Raw genomic sequence first — 17,194 nt, 5'->3', positions numbered from 1 at the left:
AGGGCCGCCAGCCATGTCCCGTCACACATCCAGCCGATGGATCACATTCACAAACTCATGCACGCCGCTGTTGATCTCCCGCAGGCTGCGCGAAAGCACGCTGATCTTCTCTTGTTCGGTCACAACAAAGTGCCGTACCTCATCCAGCTGCTGATACATCTGCTGAATCAGCGTAGCGTTCTGCTCAACGACCTGAGAAATCTGTCGGGTTGCGCTGGCGGTAGAGGCGGCCAGCCGGCGGACCTCACCTGCGACCACGCTAAATCCTCGTCCGGCTTCGCGGCCCGCGCCGATTCGATGGCAGCGTTCAGCGCCAGGATATTGGTTTGCGACGCAATCAGGTTAATCGTATCCACCACTTCACTGATGCTCTTTGCCGAGGCTGTCAGTTGCGCGCCAATTTGCGTTGCGGCGTTGACCTGCTGCGCCACCAGGCCGGAGTTACGGATCGTCTCGTCCAGCACTTCATTGGCGTTATCGGTGATTTGCGAGGTCTCTTCTGACGTGGTTAAGGCAATATCCGCGACGCGCTTGGCGGCCTCAACGCGGGCGGTGATGTCGGAGGCGATCTTAATCACTTTGTACACCTTGCCATCACCGTCAAACACCGGGTTGTAGCTCGCCTCCAGCCAGATACGTTCGCCGCTGGCGGTTTTACGCTCAAAGCGGCCGACAAAGTGCTGACCATTGCCGATCTTACGCCAGAAATCCGGGTTCTCACGGTAGAAGTTATCAAAGCAGAACAGACGGTGATGCTGACCGGCAATGGCCTCCAGGGTAAAGCCCATATGGGTCAGGAAGTTGGCATTGGCGGTGATTATGTGGCCGTCCGGCGTAAATTCTATCACCGCCATGGAGCGGTCCAGCGCAGTGATCACCGCCTCTTTATGCTCCAGCTCCTGATGACGCGCGGTAATATCGCTTGCCACCTTGATCACTTTATAAACGTTGCCTCTTTCATCGCTCACCGGGAAGTAGGTGGCGCTCAGATAGAAGCGCTGATGCTGCTTATTAAAGCGTTCGAAAATACCGGTAACCGACTCCCCCGCAGCAAGGGTCTGCCAGAAGTGAATATAGTCAGATGACTGGCTATAGGCCGGGCTGCAAAACAGGCGATGGTGCTGGCCCTGAATCTCATGCAGCTGATAGCCGGTGACCTGGAGAAAAAGGGGATTGGCGCTGAGTATTTCACCGGTGGGTGAAAACTCAATCCAGGCGACGTGCTGTTTAATGGCGTTAATGTCTTTCACTACGTCACCGGTTTTGGTAAACGGCAGAGAGTAGCTCGATTTTTTCACCCCGAACATGAGAGACCTCAGGCGATTGTTATGCTGTTGAACAAAGTGCGCGAGAGCGTTATCCCGCGCAAACGCATCAGCACATCACAGGATGTGCCGTATGATTTCCCCTGTCGTTCATTCACCTGCAGCATATCGCGGCGGGGATGTCTCGCTGCATAGGGCTTATGCAGGTCGGGGTTTTTTAGTCATAACTTACCTGGTGTTGTGGCAGCAGTGATAAAGCTGACTCTGCTTTACCTGTTTAGTTATCGACGCGCACAGCGAAAATTTGAGTAAAAAAAGTGTTAAAAGCGCAGCCGTAAGAGAATCAATATTAATTTTTTATTACCTTTCCGGCAGATGCGCTTATATTAACGCGCAACTTGTCGTTCACATCTCAACGCGCGTCATCAGGGGTAAGCATGATTTCTGCACAACGTAAACCCGGTGCAGCAGGTGCGCCGCTCAATGTCGGTTTTGTCCTGCTCAATCGTTTTACCCTGCTGCCGTTTGCTGCATTTGTAGACTGCCTGCGCCTGGCCGCAGACGAGGGCGATCGCAGCCGCCAGCTGCGCTGCAGCTGGACCTTCATGTCCGCGTCCGGTGAAGAGGCGATGTCGAGCTGCGGGGCAGTGATTTCACCCTGTGAAGCGTTAAAAAATCCGGAGAGTTTCGACTACATCGTCGTAATTGGCGGCGTACAGGAGGAGAAAGATAAAACGGACTATCGCGCGCTGGAGTACATTCGCCTGGCCGCCCGCTTTGGTACGCCGCTGGTGGGGCTGTGTACCGGCGTGTTTGCACTGATTCAGGCAGGCGTGATGAAGGGAAAACAGTGCTGTGTCAGCTGGTATCACCATGGTGATTTACAACGCCGCTTTCCGGACATCACGCCGGTGGCCGACCGCATCTTCGTTGATGAGGGCAAACTGATCACCTGCGCGGGAGGTGTCGCGGCCGCCGATGTTGCGGCATACCTGATCGAGCGCCATTTGGGTCGCGCCTGGGCGATCAAAAGCCTGCACATTATGCTGATTGACGAAGCGCGTCCGACGGCGCATCCGCAACCGCAACCGGTTATCTTTGAGAAAATTAGCGATCGGCTGGTACGCAGTGCCGTGGATATTATTGCTCAGCATATGGGTGAAGTGATTGCGGTGGAGCAGCTGGCGCAGCGGCTGAATACCTCCCGGCGCAATATTGAGCGTAAATTTCAGGATGAGCTCGGTATCAGCCCGCAGCGTTTCGCCCGGGATTTACGCCTGCGCTATGGGCTTTGGCTGCTGCTGTACACCACCAAAAGCGTCACGGAGATCGGCGAGCGCTGCGGCTTCTCCGATGCGGCGCACTTTTCCCGCCATTTCCGCGATGCTTTCGGTTATACGCCTTCATCGACGCGTAAGCAGTCTGCTAAACGCGATCAGCAGCATGTTGATCCATTCTTTATTCATATCGATAGCACCATTGATGGACGTTGATTTTCGCGCCTTTTTACGCTTGCGCTATTAATCTGCACCACAGTACCGCGCTTTTTGCCATCCCCGCCACAGGCTAACCCGCGTAGCCGCGCCCGGCATCATCACCATTTCTTATTTATACGTGACTGAGTTCAAATAATGCAGCGCCACCTATATTTTTAACTGCATGATTTATATGAAGTGTCGCGAAGTTGTCATGTTTCCTGTCGCAAACATTCAAGCTTAATGCTGAAGGCTTTGGGTAACGTTAATCGGGTACTTAATCCGTTATCTGAACCTGATTCGAGGGTGAAGCAATGAATGCAAATGATTTGAATAGCACGGACCCACAGCTGTTTGCCGCAGTGGTTGAAGAACTGGTACGACAGGAAACCCATATTGAGCTGATTGCTTCTGAGAACTACGCCAGTAATCAGGTGATGTCATTACAGGGCAGTCAGTTGACTAACAAATACGCAGAAGGCTATCCCGGCAAACGTTATTACGGCGGTTGTGAGCACGTTGATACTATCGAGCGTTTAGCCATCGAGCGCGCCTGTATGCTGTTTGGGGCCGATTACGCCAACGTGCAGCCGCACTCCGGCGCACAGGCAAACGCCGCAGTGTTTATGGCATTGATTAAACCGGGCGACACCATTTTAGGGATGAGCCTGGCGCACGGCGGCCATTTAACTCACGGCGCTGCGCCAAATGTTTCCGGTAAGCACTACAACGCCGTGCAGTACGGTCTTAATCAGGAGACGGGCGAAATCGATTATCAGGAGGTTGAGCGACTGGCTAAGGAGCATCAGCCGAAGCTGATCGTCGCGGGGTTCTCCGCCTACTCGCGCATTGTGGACTGGAAGCGCTTCCGCGAGATCGCCGACAGCGTGGGGGCATGGCTGATGGTTGACATGGCGCACGTTGCCGGTCTGGTTGCAGCACGCTGCTATCCTAACCCGCTGCCACATGCACATGTTGTCACGACCACCACGCACAAAACACTGCGTGGGCCACGCGGTGGGCTGATCCTCTCCGCGCTGGGTGATGAAGCACTGTATAAAAAACTTAATGCCGCGGTATTTCCGGGTCAGCAGGGCGGCCCGCTGATGCATGTGATTGCCGCTAAGGCGATGGCTTTCCGTGAAGCCATGGATCAGGACTTTATTCACTATCAGGCCAAAGTGATCGACAACGCCAGAACCATGGCGAAGGTCTTTATCAAACGCGGCTACGACATTGTCTCCGGCGGCACCGACAACCACCTGTTCCTCGTCTCACTGATTCGTCAGGACATCACCGGCAAAGAGGCTGATGCAGCACTGGGCCGCGCCCATATCACCGTTAATAAAAACAGCGTACCTAATGACCCGCAAAGTCCCTTTGTGACCTCCGGGCTGCGCATCGGTACGCCTGCCGTTACCACGCGCGGTTTTGGCGAAAAAGAGTGCGCCACCCTGGCGGGTTGGATTTGCGACATTCTCGATGTGCTGGCGAAGAAGCAGGACAGCGACAACATCGAAGCCTGGGTGCGTTTCAACGTGTCCGAACTGTGTGCCAGACATCCGGTATATGGCGACCACGCCCAGCAGCGTATGGCACAGAGAGCTATTGCCTGATTCTTTTCCGGCGCAGCCCGGAATATTAAGGAGACGAATATGCAACGTTTTTCCGGCTTCGGGCTGATTAGCCACGGCCTGAGTTACCACGAAAACTGGCAGAAGATGTGGCGCAATCCAACGCCGAAAAAATCCTACGACGTGATCATTATCGGCGGCGGCGGACATGGTCTGGGGACGGCTTATTATCTGGCAAAAGAGTTTGGCATCCGCAATGTGGCGGTGATCGAAAAAGGCTGGCTTGGCGGCGGCAACACCGCGCGTAATACCACCATTGTGCGCTCCAACTATCTGTGGGACGAAGCGGCCGCGCTGTTTGAGCACTCAATGAAGAAGTGGGAGGGGCTGACGCAGGAGCTGAATTACAACGTGATGTTCTCTCAGCGCGGCGTGCTCAATCTGGGCCACACCCTGCAGGATATGCGTGATATCCAGCGGCGCGTAAATGCCAACCGGCTCAACGGTATCGATGGTGAAGTGTTGAATGCGCGTCAGGTACAGGATCTGGAACCGCTGCTGGACTGCTCGGCGCGGGCGCGATTCCCTATCATGGGCGCCTCCTGGCAGGCGCGCGGAGGGGTAGCGCGTCACGATGCGGTGGCGTGGGGCTTTGCTCGCGGCGCCGATGCACACGGTGTCGATATCCTGCAGCAAACAGAAGTGACTGGCCTGATGATCCGCGACGGCCAGATCTATGGTGTCCACACCAATCGCGGCGACATTGAAGCCAAAACCGTAGGTTGCGTAGTGGCGGGCAACTCCGGCGTTCTGGCAAAAATGGCGGGTATTCGCCTGCCGCTGGAGTCACATCCGTTACAGGCGCTGGTATCCGAGCCCCTGAAGCCGGTAGTCAACACCGTGGTGATGTCGAATCACGTGCACGGTTATATCAGCCAGTCGGATAAGGGCGATCTGGTGATTGGCGCCGGCATTGACGGTTACACCGGTTATGGTCAGCGCGGAAGCTATCCGATTATCGAACATACCCTACAGGCCATCGTTGAGATGTTCCCGGCGTTCTCACGCGTGCGCATGAATCGCCAGTGGGGCGGCATTGTGGATACCACGCCTGACGCCAGTCCAATCATTTCGAAAACCAGCGTCAACGGGCTCTATTTCAACTGCGGCTGGGCACGGGTGGCTTCAAAGCCACACCGGGATCGGCGCATGTCTTCGCGGCGAGCCTGGCGAAGTGTGAGATGCATCCGCTGGCGGCCCCGTTCTCTATCGATCGTTTCCATACTGGCGCGCTGGTTGATGAACACGGCGCAGCAGCAGTGGCGCACTAATCTGGCACGAGAGGATATCTGACATGTTTCATATTTACTGTCCATGGTGCCAGGAGCACCGCGAAGAAGAAGAGTTTCATGCCAAAGGTCCGGCGCACCTGGCGCGGCCTGCCGATCCGGAAAACTGCAGCGATGAGGCGTGGGGCGAATACCTGTTCTTCCGTGATAATCCGCGCGGCGTGCATCACGAGCTCTGGGTACATGCCGTGGGCTGCCGTAAGTTTTTCAATATCACCCGCAACACTGTTACCTATGAAATTCTGGAAACCTACAAAATCGGCGAACAGCCGGCAACAGGTGCAGAGGCTGACGTTGTGACGCTACCGCGCCGTCAGGATGCCCAGCCGCAGCCTGCACCGCAGACAAAAGTGCTCGCGGGAGGCGCATCATGAAGCAGATCAATCGCCTCAGCCACGGCGGCCGCATCGATCGCTCCCGTCCTCTCACCTTTAGCTTCAACGGTAAAACCCTGCACGGCTTTGCCGGCGATACGCTGGCTTCCGCGCTGATTGCCAACGGCATCGACGTCGTAAACCGCAGCTTCAAATATTCCCGACCGCGCGGCATCGTCGCGGCCGGTGCGGAAGAGCCCAATGCGGTAGTGCAGCTTGGCAGCGCTGAGCAGACGCAGATCCCCAACGTACGTGCTACGCAGCAGGCGCTGTATCAGGGGCTGGAGGCGCGCAGCACCAACGGCTGGCCAAATGTCGATCGCGATCTGATGGGCGTGGTGGGCAAAATAGGCGGGCGCTTTATGCCACCGGGTTTCTACTACAAAACCTTTAAGCAACCGGCTTCCATGTGGAAAACCTATGAAAAGTATATCCGTAAAGGGGCCGGGCTGGGTCGCAGTCCTGGGGCGGCCGATGCCGATATCTACGATCACTTTAACCAGCATTGTGACGTGCTGGTTATTGGCGCGGGGCCGGCAGGACTGGCCGCCGCGCTGGCTGCCGGGCACAGCGGAGTACGCGTTATTGTTGTGGATGAGCAGGAGGAGATGGGCGGTAGCTGCTGGATAGCCGTGAGCAACTTGACGGTCAAGACGCCGCGCAGTGGGTGAGTCAGACGCTGACTCAGCTGGAGAACATGGCGAACGTCCAGCTGCTCAGCAGAACCACGGCCAATGGTTATCATGACCACAACTTTGTGACGCTGATTGAGCGCCGTACCGATCACCTGGCCATCACCGCGCCACTGATTAACGGTCAGCGTCAGGCGCGCCAGCGTATGCATCGCGTGCGCGCCAAACGCGTCGTGCTGGCCACCGGGGCACACGAACGCCCGCTGGTCTACAGCGGCAACGACATTCCCGGCAACTACCTGGCTGGCGCTATCTCAACGTATATCCAGCGCTATGGCGTGATCCCGGGTAATAAACTGGTGGTCTCGACCAGCAATGATGAGGGCTATCGCGCCGCGCTGGACTGGCTGGAGAGCGGACGCGATGTTGTCGCAATCGCTGATGCACGGCCCACGCCGGACGGCGATCTGGTGAAGCTGGCGCGACTAAAAGGCATTGTAATCATCACCGGCAGCGCGGTGATTGAGGCGCATGGCACAACGCGCGTACGCAGCGTAGACATTGCACGCATCAATACCGAGCGGTTCGTGGTCGCCGGAAACGCCACGCGCTATGCCTGCGATACCGTGGCCAGCTCGGGCGGCTTCAGCCCGGTGATACACCTTTCATCTCACACCGGTGGCCGCCCCCAGTGGCGTGACGATATTCTCGGCTTTGTGCCGGCACCTGTGAAAGGGATGCTAATGGCAGGCGGTGCACAAGGCATTTACAGTTTAGCGGCCGTGCTCAATAGCGGGCGTGAAGCGGGCATGCGTGCGGCCTGTGAGGCCGGCGGGCAAGAAAAAGCGCCTGCCTTACCACAGGCCCGTACCCGCCGTGACGGGGCTGCAATTGCGCTATATCAGGTACCCCATCGCAAAACCACGCTGCGTGCGCCTAAGCAGTTTGTCGATCTGCAAAATGACGTAACGGCGGCTGCCATTGAGCTGGCAACGCGCGAAGGCTTTGAATCGATAGAACATATCAAACGTTACACTGTCATGGGTTTTGGCACCGATCAGGGCAAGCTGGGAAATATTAACGGTCTGGCGATCGCCGCCCGCGTGCTGAATCGCACCATCCGGAGGTGGGTACGACGGTGTTTCGTCCTAACTATACGCCCGTCGCCTTTGGCGCCATCACCGGCAGGCACTGCAACGAACTGTTCCAGCCGGAGCGCTATACCGCTTTGCATCAGTGGCATGTGGAGCAGGGCGCGATGTTCGAAGATGTCGGGCAGTGGAAACGTCCGTGGTACTTCCCGCAGCACGTAAACGGAAAGCTGGAGACGCTGCACCAGGCGGTCGTACGTGAATGCCGTGCGGTACGCGAAAGCGTGGGCGTGCTGGACGCCTCAACCCTCGGCAAAATCGACATTCAGGGGCCGGATGCGCGTGAATTTCTGGAGCGAGTTTATACCAATAAGTGGGCGAAGCTGCCGGTTGGGCGCGTGCGCTACGGCCTGATGTGTCGCGATGACGGCATGGTGTTCGACGATGGCACCACCAGTTGCCTGGCGCAGAACCATTTCCTGATGACCACCAGCACTGGCAACGCTGCCACTGTGCTGGAGTGGCTGGAGCTGTGGCACCAGACCGAATGGCCTGAGCTGCAGGTCTACTTCAACTCGGTGACCGACCACTGGGCGACTATTACCCTTACAGGTCCGAAAGCGCGCGAACTGCTGTCAACGTTCTGCGATATCGATCTCAGCCGCGACAACTTTAAGTTTATGGACTGGAAAGCGGGCAAAGTGGCTGACGTCCCGGCCAGGGTGTTCCGCATCTCATTCACCGGCGAGCTGGCCTATGAAATTAACGTACAGGCTAACTATGCGCTGCACGTGTGGGAAGTGCTGTTCCGCCACGGTAAAAAGTACAACCTGACGCCCTACGGCACGGAAACCATGCACGTCTTACGTGCGGAGAAGGGTTTCATCATTGGCGGCCAGGATACGGACGGGTCCATGACGCCGCACGATCTCGGCATGGAGTGGTGTGTCGGCAATGACAAGCCCTTCTCATGGATCGGCAAACGGTCTCACAGCCGCACCGATGTGCTGCGTGAAGATCGTAAACAGTTGGTGGGTCTGCTGCCGAAAGACCCGCGCGTCGTGCTGGAGGAAGGCGCGCAGGTGGTCTTCGATCCGCAGCACGCCATTCCGATGCCGATGTCCGGCCATGTGACTTCCAGTTACTACAGCCCGACGCTAGACAGCGGTTTTGCGCTGGCGGTGGTGACCGGTGGTCATCACCGCATGGGTGAAAGCGTCTGGCTGGCGAGCGCTGATGGCCAGTTCCGTGAAGCCAAAATCGTCAGCCCAATCTTCGTTGATCCAAAAGGGGAGCGCCAGAATGTCTGAGTCTTTCGCTGTGTTTAACACCCATCCCACCGCCGGGGTACAGGTGGAATCCCCGCTGGTGTGGTCGTATCAGCAGACGCTGCGCCGGTTGTGGAGGGGAAAGCCGGCATTATCTTGCGTGAGCGGCCCTGCCTGGGGCATCTGACGCTGCGCGGTGCGGCAATCGCGCTCGACAGTGCACTGCGTGCGGTGCTGAGTCTGTCACTGCCGGCGCAACCTCTGTCGATCACGCAGGATGCCTCTGGCGATTACAGCGCACAGTGGCTATCGCCGGATGAGTGGTTACTGATTGTGCCGCCGGGTGAAGAGTTCGAAGTTGAGAACCGCCTGCGTGCTGCGCTGGAGGATGCGCATGTTGCTATCGTCAACGTCAGCGGCGGGCAAACGTTGCTGGAGCTGGAGGGTGAGCACGTACGCGATCTGCTGCAAAAATCGGTGATTTATGACGTGCATCCGCAGAACTTTCCAGCGGGCAAAGGTGTGATGACGTGCTTTGCCAAAGCGTCAGTGATCCTGCGCCGCCCGGATGCGCAACGCTGGCAGCTGGTGATTCGCCGCAGCTTCGCTGATTACAGCTACCGCTGGCTGCTGGATGCCGGCGCAGAGTACGGCATTGACGTATTGAGTTAATCCCTTATTCAGGCACAGACCGCTCCGGCGGTCTTTTACAGGATGCTGGCTATGAGTCGTAACAATACCAACTGGATTATCACCGCGCAGTGCCCGAGCAAGCTGGGCAGCGTAGATGTTGTGACGCGTTTTCTTAAGGAGCAGTGCTGCTATATCAATGAGCAGCATACCTCGATGATAAGTGTGCCAGACGCTTTTTTATCCGCACCGAGTTCCAGCCACAGCGGGCGGGATTTGATGCAGGAGCGTTTCGCGATGCATTCGGTACGCGGGCCGCTGAGTTCGATATGACCTTCGACTTAACCGAGCCGGGATACAAGGTACCGGTTGTGATCATGGTTTCAAAAACCGATCACTGCCTGAATGATCTGCTGTATCGTCATCGTGCCGGCAAGCTGGCCATTGATATTAAAGCGGTTATCTCCAACCATCCTCTGCTGGAGCCGATCGTCACGTGGCACGGTTTGCCTTATCACTATTTCCCGGTGGCAGAGGAGAATCGTGCCCGGCAGGAAGCGCAGATTTGGCAGGTTGTACAGCAGACCGGGGCGGAGCTGGTGATACTGGCCCGCTACATGCAGGTGATGTCGGCTGATATGTGTCAAAAACTGGCCGGACGTGCCATCAATATTCATCACTCGCTGCTGCCCGGATTTAAAGGGGCCAAACCCTATCATCAGGCTTACGACAAAGGGGTTAAACTGGTCGGGGCGACGGCACACTTTATTAATGAAGATCTCGATGAAGGACCCATTATCAGTCAGAAAGTGGAGGTGGTAAGCCACTCTGATTACGCCGATGATTTGGTGGACAAGGGGCGTGATATTGAGCGCCTGACGCTGGCGCACGCGGTATCCTGCTATGCCGAGCGGAGGGTCTTTTTATACAACAACCGCACCGTGGTGTTCTCCCGCTAAGGTGCAGTGCGTATGGATAATTACCCAAACATCGATCCTGCACTTCCTGCGCCGCCGCTGCGTCCGGATATCCGCATCGGCTTCGTACTGATGAACAACTTTACTTTGCACTGTGTGGCGGAGCTGATCGAACCGATCCGCTTTGCCGCAGATGTGTCGTTTCTCAGCCGACAGATCTTCTGCCAGTGGGAGTGGATGAGCTGTGATAACCAGCCGGTGACGTCAAGCTGTGGCATGTGCATCACGCCGACAACCCGGTTCGATCTTTATGCTAACTGGGACTATGTGGTCTTTGCCGGAGGCTTGCTGGATGAGACGCGTCATCCGGCGGATTCACTGCTGCGCGAAATGGTAACGCTACAGCAGCAGCGTACTCCGATCATTACGCTCTGCAGCGCCACCTTTATGGCGGCAAAAGCGGGTTTGCTCAACGGTAAAAAGTGCGCGATCCACTTCACTACGCGCGATGAGTTTCGTCAGCGCTTTCCTCAGGTTACGCCGGTGATCGATCAGACATATATCAGCGATGGCGGCATCATCTCCTGTCCGGTAGGCACCGCCCGCGATCTGGCGCTGGACATCATTCAGCAACACTGCGGTGAGTTACGAACCAGGAAAGTACATAAGTATCTGCTAATGGATGAGCCAAAGCGGCGCGCTTCGCCCGGTACCATCGCGCGTCAGCCGGCGCTGAAAACCTATGACGACCAACTGGTACAGCGCACAATTGCCTATATGCTGCAGCACCTGGCGGAACCGGAACCGCTGCATATTATGACCGAATCGCTGCAGATTACGCTGAGGCAGCTTAATCAGGCTTTTTTACTCAGCACCGGTGATACCGCTGCGGTGCACTGGCGAAAGCTGCGGCTGGAACATGCGCGAAAATTAATGACCGGCAGTAACCTCAGTATTAATAGCGTGGCAAAATCGTGCGGCTTTTCCGATGCGTCCCATTTAATTACCTGGTTTCGTAAACAGTACGGTGAAACGCCTGCTGATTATCGTAAGCGACGACGTGATGTTGGGCGATTAATTACGCCAGAAAAGATTTGATAATTAATCACCGCCTGAGTTGCGGTGATTTTTTTGTGACCTGAATATCGCATTATAAAATGTCATGCAATAATGCATGCTTTTTCTTTACCTGCTACGCTCTCTTAATTAACGCCTGTTGCATTCAGATAAGTTAGCGCTGTTTCACAAAAATAAGAAAAGGATATGAATGAAATGTTAATAAGGCAAAAGCCTGTTTTTACTGGATATTGCCTGGCGGGCTGTGGCTAATCTTACAGGATAGTGCTTTTTTATATTATTTTCGCCCGGCGTGTATGTTGACCAATTGTTAGAAGCAGTGCAATTATTTCCTTACGAATTCACGGAAATGTTGTGAGGCTGAAAATGAAAGGTGCAACCTGTAATCTGATAGCGCGCACGGGCATTCCCCATAAAGCGTATGGCAGGCACCGCGCTAAAGGGAAAGTCAGAAAGATTGATGTGATATTCTGCGCAGTAAGCAATGGCATTATTGAAACATCTTATATTAAACCGGGCAAGACGCTGATGCGAATTATACAGGCATGCTGGCGGCTCATCAGTGCTCCCAATACCCATAAAGCAGAGAAGAGAAATTTCCATTATTAGATTATCAGGGCTCAATGAGCCCTTCTGTTGTTTGTCCTTAACATCATTCTTACACGCTATTCTCAATAATTATATTTAACGTGTCGGGTACGCTTTATCGCAAAGCGGAAATATCAAACAGTCTGTATACTGCGTACTCTTCCGCAGGGGCGTGGCTGTGCGCTTAACTACCCGCACGTTAATTGCCGGAGGCTAAAAGAATATGTCCACAACGATCTCAATCGAAGATGTACCGTTTAATCGTTTTCATAAAATACTTACCGTGCGTTCGGTCGGCGGTCTTTTTGTTGACGGTTATGTGCTGAGTATTATCGGTGTGGCGCTTGCCACGCTCTCACCTCAATTGGGTCTGGATGCATTCTGGCAGGGCTTGATTGCTGCCTCGGCGCTGGTGGGCATTTTTGTCGGCGGTTTTATTGGCGGTGCGCTAACAGATAAATTAGGACGTCGTCTGCTCTATTTTGTCGGGCCGGTGATGTTCGTGGCATTTTCCGTGGCGCAATTTTGGGTGCAGAGCGGGGAGCAGCTATTCGCGCTGCGTTTTATGATTGGCATCGCTGTGGGTATTGAATATCCGGTGGCGACGGCCTTTCTGGTGGAGTTTTTACCGAAGAAGCAGCGTGGTCCTTGTCTGGCATCCCTTAATGTCATGTGGTTTGCCGGTGCGGCGGCAGCCTTTATTGTCGCTGAATCGCTGCTGCACGTTGGTGGCGAAAATGGCTGGCGCTGGACGCTTGCCAGCACGGCGGTGATTGGCGCGCTGCTGTTTATTATCCGTCTTGGCACGCCGGAGTCGCCTCGCTGGCTGATGAGCAAAGGCCGGCATAGTGAAGCTGAAGCGGTTATCCGCCGCGTCTACGGGCCACGTTTTAGCCTGGCCAATCTGCCGGAGAATCGTGACGGCAGAAAGCTTAAAATCCGCGATCTGCTGCACGCTGGCTACGGGAAGCGTATGGCCTTCGTCTCTATTTTCTGGACCTGTTCAGTTACGCCAGTGTTCGCGGTATATGCGTTTGCCCCGCGCGTACTGGACGCACTGCACCTGAGCGGAGAGTGGGCATCGTATGGTTCGATTGCGATCACGCTGCTGTTTGTGGTGGGCTGTGTACTGGCAATGCGCAGGGTAAATACGCTGGGACGACGTAAGCTGCTGATTCGCAGCTTCCTGTGGTCAGCGCTGGCGCTGCTGCTGTTGGGCTGGATGAATAATGGACCGTCACTGCTGATCCTGGCGCTGTTTGGCGCTTATGCGGTATGCATCGGTGGGGCGCAGGTATTGCAGTTCGTTTATCCCAACGAAATTTTTCCTACTGAGATACGCGCCGGAGCGGTTGGATTCAGCGCCTCGCTTTCACGTATCGGTGCAGCGGCAGGCACCTGGCTGATTCCGCTCTCGCTGCAAAACCTTGGCATTGCCAGCACCATGTATATTGCAGCGGGCATTACGCTGACAGGACTGGTGGTTTCATGGCTGATGGCTCCGGAGACTAAAGATCTTAATCTGGATGATGCGGCATCGCTCAGCACCGATCCGCAGGCGTATGCGCGTTATCGCGACACGATTCAGTCAGAGCGCCCACGCTCCGCGATTAACGATCGTATCTGACGGAGGAGGCGATGGGTTGCCAGCCAGCCTATCGCCAATAAAATTGCATGTAAAATGTATGTTAATTTTAAGTTGTATGCGCTGTAATAGCCCCGGTGATTTACGACGCGGATAACGATAATGGCCTCCACTTTGTGTCAAACCCTTAACATAGACTGGCCCCTGATCCAGGCCCCGATGGCGGGTGTATCGACCCCGCAACTGGCAGCAGCAGTGAGCAATGCCGGCGCGCTCGGTTCAATAAGCGTTGGCGCGGCAACCCCTGAGCAGGCAGCAGAGATGATCGCAAAGACGCAGCTGCTGACCCGCAAACCGTTTAACGTTAACGTTTTTTGTCATGCGCCAGCGGTACGCAACGCTGGGACAGAAGCTGCGTGGATCGCGCGTTTTAGCGGCCTTTTCGCGCAGTATGGTGCTGAGCTACCCCGGCAGCTAACCGAAATCTATCAGACCTTCCTGCACAATGCGGCGATGCTGGAGGTGCTTGAACAGGCGCGTCCGGCGGTGGTGAGTTTTCATTTTGGCCTGCCGGATGCGGCCGTCATTGAACGGTTAAAAAGCTGTGACATTGTCACTTTAGCCAGCGCGACCAGCCCGCAGGAGGCGGCAGAGATTGCGCGTCGCGGTATCGACGTGGTGGTTGCACAGGGTTATGAGGCGGGCGGACACCGCGGGCAGTTTGATCCCGGAGAGATCGATCAGCAGCTGTCGACCTTTGCGCTGGTGCAGGCTATTCGCCAGCAGAGCCGCATACCGATTGTTGCCGCTGGCGGCGTTATGGATGGCCGCGGCATGGCGGCCATGTTAAAGCTGGGCGCCGGCGCGGTGCAGCTTGGTACCGCGTTTATACTCTGCCCGGAGTCGGCCGCCGGTGCCGCATACCGTACGGCATTGAAACAGGCCGATCGCAGCGGCACGGAAATGACCGCTGCCATCTCAGGGCGCCAGGCGCGCTGCCTGCGCAACGCTTTCTGTGCCTTCAGTCAGGGTATCCGCGCAGAGGAGATTCCCTCTTATCCACTCACCTATTCACTGGGCAAAGCCCTTGCCGCTGCGGCAGACTTACAGGGGGAGCCGGGCTTTGGCGCGCAGTGGGCAGGTCAGGGCGCGGCGCTGGCGCGGGAGTTGCCAGCCGCTGAACTGGTCGCCACGTTAATCAACGAGTGGCAAAGCGCCTGATCGGTAACGTAGCCGGAGAGTTCTTCCGGCTACCGTCTCTTCAGAGCTCAAGCGCGCGTGAGACCGCTTCCGGCATCGAGGGACGGCCGTTTGCCAGGCAGGTGGCGACGAAAGTGGCTTCAGCGTAGACCACGCCTTCCACTTTAATCTGCTGCACGAAGTTGACGCGGTTGCGCTTCTCGTTTCTCTCCAGCACACAGGTCACTTCAACGTTATCGCCTTTCACCAGGCTCTTACGGAAGCGCAGGCTGTACTCCAGCACCATATAGATTTTGCCCTGCTTAAACTCCTCTTCGATATCAATACCCAGGGCTTCGCGCATGTAAGCGTGGCGCGTCCACTCCATATAGAACGGATAGTAAAGCCCGTCCACGACGCCCTGAAAATCAATGTGGCTATCATCAACATCGTAATGCTTTGAGAACATTTCTGGTTCCTGTTTTCATTGGTATGCGAAAGAGGCAGAGCGCCACTCACCGGGAGTTAACCGGTGAATTGCACTCATTAATCAGGCTTTTACCCGCAAAATGTGGCGCTGAAAAAGTGCCAGAGTCGCCGACTTCCCGCAATCTGCTTTGTGTTACAGAGCATAAAAGTGTCGCTGTGCTGCTGAGCAAGTGGCGCCTGGCAGCGTCATTCAGAACGGACCCCACTTGATCGCCACGCCAATCAGCAACATGACCACGCAGATGACAAACCAGATGGCAATAACCGGTGCCACAAAGCGCAGCCACTTACCGTAAGGTACACCTGCGGTGGCCAGCACGGCCATCAGCACGCCGGAGGTTGGGCTCATGCAGTTCACGATGCCTTCTCCCAGCAAGACCGCCTGTACCATGACCTGCCGCGTTAGCCCAAGGTTATCGCCCAGCGGGGAGAAGATGGGAATCAGCAGTGCCGATTCACCCGAGCCCGAGGAGATGCCAAAGTGAATCAGCGCCGCGCTGATAAACATACCAATGGTGGCGGCGTGCGTCGGCACGGGTGCCAGCAGGTCGGAGAGGAAACCGACAATCGGGTCCAGCACGTTGCCCTGCTGCAGCACCAGTGAGATAGCTGCCGCCATACCGACGATAAACGCGCCTTTAACCAGCTTTGCACAGCCGGCAAGAAAGGTGTTGGCGATCTCCGAGCCGGAAATACGGCCCAGCAGCCCAACGATTATGGTCAGCAGAATAAACATCGCTGACATCTCATTGGTGCCCCAGTGGAATTTCACCGTGCCGGCGATAAACAGCACTAACGCCAGCGCCGTAGTGCCCAGAATCAACGTGTGGCGGCCGGTCACCTGCAGCGTGTCGCTCTCCTCCGGTGGCTGCGACGGCCGCAGCATACCCTGCTGGCGCGTGCGGCGAATCGACCAAATCAGATAGATAACAGCAGTGAGCACAAACAGCAGGCAGGTGAGCCCGCGTAACAGCATGCCTGAGAACAGCGGCAGCTGCGCCAGATGCTGCGTCAGGCCGGTAGTCGCCGGATTAAGGATCGCCACGTTGAAGCCAGCCGCGCAGGTCAGATAGACCAGTGCCGCACCCAGCATCGGTGACAGGCCCATGGAGCGTGCCACCAGCAGACCGATAGGCACAAAGGCGACCACCGCATTCACCACCACGCCTGTGGTACCCAGCAGGGCGAAAATCACCGCAAAGATAATCACGATGCGCGCATCGCTTAGACGTGTGCTGCGTGACAGTGAATTGAGCGCGGTCGCAATAGCGCCGGTTCTCTCAATCACCGCCAGCACGCCGCCGGTAAACAGAATCAGAAAGATAATCGGCGCCTGCTTCACCATACCCTGGACGATCGCCATAAAGATCTCCAGCGGATAGACGCCGCTTTGTGCCACGGCGTGCAGGCTGCCTTTGACCGCAAACTTAATGCCTTCCCGCGTTTCATAGTCGTAGACACCGGCCGGGATCAGCCAGGTCGCCACCGCTGACAGCACCAGAATAATAAACAGTAACAGATAGGGGCTCTGTCCCTTATCTGACGCCGCAGCCGGCGATGCGGCTTGTTCAGTATGCAAATGCGTCATGGCGTCTCTCCTCCGGCAATGATGCCGGCCAGTAAAGCCGTACGATCCACAATATCGGCCATGATGATGTGTTCATGGCGGGCGTGAATACCGGCACCGGTGGCGCCCAGGCC

At 56.1% G+C, this 17,194-nt stretch carries 15 protein-coding genes and 1 pseudogene; 13 read left to right on the top strand and 3 right to left on the bottom strand.

The annotated features are described in order from the left end of the window. Positions 1-21: 21 nt before the first annotated feature. Positions 22-1,307: pseudogene (locus HA48_RS22830) on the bottom strand (methyl-accepting chemotaxis protein). A 395-nt stretch (positions 1,308-1,702) separates the two neighbouring features. On the opposite strand from HA48_RS22830, the gene HA48_RS15245 reads away from it, so the two are divergent. The 13 genes from HA48_RS15245 to HA48_RS15200 all read left to right on the top strand — a co-directional run bounded on the left by HA48_RS15245 (position 1,703) and on the right by HA48_RS15200 (position 15,046). Continuing rightward, complete coding sequence (locus HA48_RS15245) at positions 1,703-2,758, top strand: GlxA family transcriptional regulator (protein WP_128602084.1); 1,056 nt, start codon at positions 1,703-1,705, stop codon at positions 2,756-2,758. Between the two features lie 296 nt (positions 2,759-3,054). Beyond that, entirely contained in the window at positions 3,055-4,356 is a 1,302-nt protein-coding gene (glyA, locus tag HA48_RS15240; RefSeq protein WP_128602083.1) for a serine hydroxymethyltransferase, read from the top strand. Positions 4,357-4,395: 39 nt separating this feature from the next. Further along, a complete protein-coding gene (locus HA48_RS15235) occupies positions 4,396-5,667 on the top strand; it encodes a sarcosine oxidase subunit beta family protein (protein WP_425270671.1) in 1,272 nt (423 codons plus the stop codon). Position 5,668: 1 nt separating this feature from the next. Beyond that, positions 5,669-6,037 carry a sarcosine oxidase subunit delta gene (locus HA48_RS15230; protein WP_128602082.1) on the top strand — a complete coding sequence of 123 codons (369 nt, stop codon included), beginning with the start codon at positions 5,669-5,671 and terminating at the stop codon, positions 6,035-6,037. Continuing rightward, the gene (locus HA48_RS22825; protein WP_208613139.1) at positions 6,034-6,708 is read left to right on the top strand and encodes a 2Fe-2S iron-sulfur cluster-binding protein; all 675 of its coding nucleotides are present in this window, start codon (positions 6,034-6,036) and stop codon (positions 6,706-6,708) included. Before HA48_RS15230 ends, HA48_RS22825 begins: the two co-directional genes overlap by 4 nt. A 26-nt stretch (positions 6,709-6,734) precedes the next feature. Continuing rightward, positions 6,735-7,982 carry a hypothetical protein gene (locus tag HA48_RS22285; RefSeq protein WP_208613138.1) on the top strand — a complete coding sequence of 416 codons (1,248 nt, stop codon included), beginning with the start codon at positions 6,735-6,737 and terminating at the stop codon, positions 7,980-7,982. Beyond that, a complete protein-coding gene (locus tag HA48_RS22280; protein ID WP_208613137.1) occupies positions 7,898-9,070 on the top strand; it encodes a glycine cleavage T C-terminal barrel domain-containing protein in 1,173 nt (390 codons plus the stop codon). The genes HA48_RS22285 and HA48_RS22280 overlap by 85 nt, the downstream gene beginning before the upstream one ends. Before the next feature lie 60 nt (positions 9,071-9,130). After that, positions 9,131-9,700, top strand: coding sequence for a sarcosine oxidase subunit gamma (locus tag HA48_RS15220; RefSeq protein WP_244182868.1), 570 nt, complete (start codon positions 9,131-9,133; stop codon positions 9,698-9,700). Between the two features lie 51 nt (positions 9,701-9,751). Next, the gene (locus tag HA48_RS22965) at positions 9,752-9,991 is read left to right on the top strand and encodes a hypothetical protein (protein ID WP_244182867.1); all 240 of its coding nucleotides are present in this window, start codon (positions 9,752-9,754) and stop codon (positions 9,989-9,991) included. Continuing rightward, entirely contained in the window at positions 9,901-10,617 is a 717-nt protein-coding gene (locus HA48_RS15215) for a formyltetrahydrofolate deformylase (RefSeq protein WP_244182871.1), read from the top strand. Before HA48_RS22965 ends, HA48_RS15215 begins: the two co-directional genes overlap by 91 nt. A gap of 12 nt (positions 10,618-10,629) precedes the next feature. Further along, positions 10,630-11,673: a GlxA family transcriptional regulator gene (locus HA48_RS15210; protein WP_128602081.1), complete on the top strand. Its 1,044-nt coding sequence runs from the start codon at positions 10,630-10,632 to the stop codon at positions 11,671-11,673. A 790-nt stretch (positions 11,674-12,463) separates the two neighbouring features. Beyond that, complete coding sequence (locus HA48_RS15205) at positions 12,464-13,867, top strand: MFS transporter (RefSeq protein WP_128602080.1); 1,404 nt, start codon at positions 12,464-12,466, stop codon at positions 13,865-13,867. 120 nt (positions 13,868-13,987) lie between these two features. After that, positions 13,988-15,046: an NAD(P)H-dependent flavin oxidoreductase gene (locus HA48_RS15200; RefSeq protein WP_128602079.1), complete on the top strand. Its 1,059-nt coding sequence runs from the start codon at positions 13,988-13,990 to the stop codon at positions 15,044-15,046. Positions 15,047-15,086: 40 nt separating this feature from the next. On the opposite strand, the gene HA48_RS15195 is transcribed toward HA48_RS15200, so the two are convergent. Then, positions 15,087-15,473, bottom strand: a complete 387-nt coding sequence (locus HA48_RS15195) for an acyl-CoA thioesterase (protein ID WP_128602078.1) — start codon at positions 15,471-15,473, stop codon at positions 15,087-15,089. Positions 15,474-15,683: 210 nt separating this feature from the next. Next, positions 15,684-17,081, bottom strand: a complete 1,398-nt coding sequence (locus tag HA48_RS15190) for a YfcC family protein (protein WP_128602077.1) — start codon at positions 17,079-17,081, stop codon at positions 15,684-15,686. Between the last annotated feature and the right edge of the window lie 113 nt (positions 17,082-17,194).

Origin of the sequence: Pantoea wallisii (assembly GCF_002095485.1) — a bacterium.
In the GTDB taxonomy this organism is placed as follows: Bacteria; Pseudomonadota; Gammaproteobacteria; order Enterobacterales; family Enterobacteriaceae; genus Pantoea; species Pantoea wallisii.
Note: the sequence above shows the minus strand (reverse complement) of the source record. Positions and strands in the feature narration are given on the sequence as shown.

What these genes read in the sequence shown, in the direction of transcription:
- HA48_RS15245 (WP_128602084.1), top strand. Translation starts at nt 1,703, where the DNA reads ATGATTTCTGCACAACGTAAACCCGGTGCAGCAGGTGCGCCGCTCAAT.
- glyA (WP_128602083.1), top strand. Translation starts at nt 3,055, where the DNA reads ATGAATGCAAATGATTTGAATAGCACGGACCCACAGCTGTTTGCCGCA.
- HA48_RS15235 (WP_425270671.1), top strand. Translation starts at nt 4,396, where the DNA reads ATGCAACGTTTTTCCGGCTTCGGGCTGATTAGCCACGGCCTGAGTTAC.
- HA48_RS15230 (WP_128602082.1), top strand. Translation starts at nt 5,669, where the DNA reads ATGTTTCATATTTACTGTCCATGGTGCCAGGAGCACCGCGAAGAAGAA.
- HA48_RS22825 (WP_208613139.1), top strand. Translation starts at nt 6,034, where the DNA reads ATGAAGCAGATCAATCGCCTCAGCCACGGCGGCCGCATCGATCGCTCC.
- HA48_RS22285 (WP_208613138.1), top strand. Translation starts at nt 6,735, where the DNA reads ATGGCGAACGTCCAGCTGCTCAGCAGAACCACGGCCAATGGTTATCAT.
- HA48_RS22965 (WP_244182867.1), top strand. Translation starts at nt 9,752, where the DNA reads ATGAGTCGTAACAATACCAACTGGATTATCACCGCGCAGTGCCCGAGC.
- HA48_RS15210 (WP_128602081.1), top strand. Translation starts at nt 10,630, where the DNA reads ATGGATAATTACCCAAACATCGATCCTGCACTTCCTGCGCCGCCGCTG.
- HA48_RS15205 (WP_128602080.1), top strand. Translation starts at nt 12,464, where the DNA reads ATGTCCACAACGATCTCAATCGAAGATGTACCGTTTAATCGTTTTCAT.
- HA48_RS15200 (WP_128602079.1), top strand. Translation starts at nt 13,988, where the DNA reads ATGGCCTCCACTTTGTGTCAAACCCTTAACATAGACTGGCCCCTGATC.
- HA48_RS15195 (WP_128602078.1), bottom strand. Translation starts at nt 15,473, where the DNA reads ATGTTCTCAAAGCATTACGATGTTGATGATAGCCACATTGATTTTCAG.
- HA48_RS15190 (WP_128602077.1), bottom strand. Translation starts at nt 17,081, where the DNA reads ATGACGCATTTGCATACTGAACAAGCCGCATCGCCGGCTGCGGCGTCA.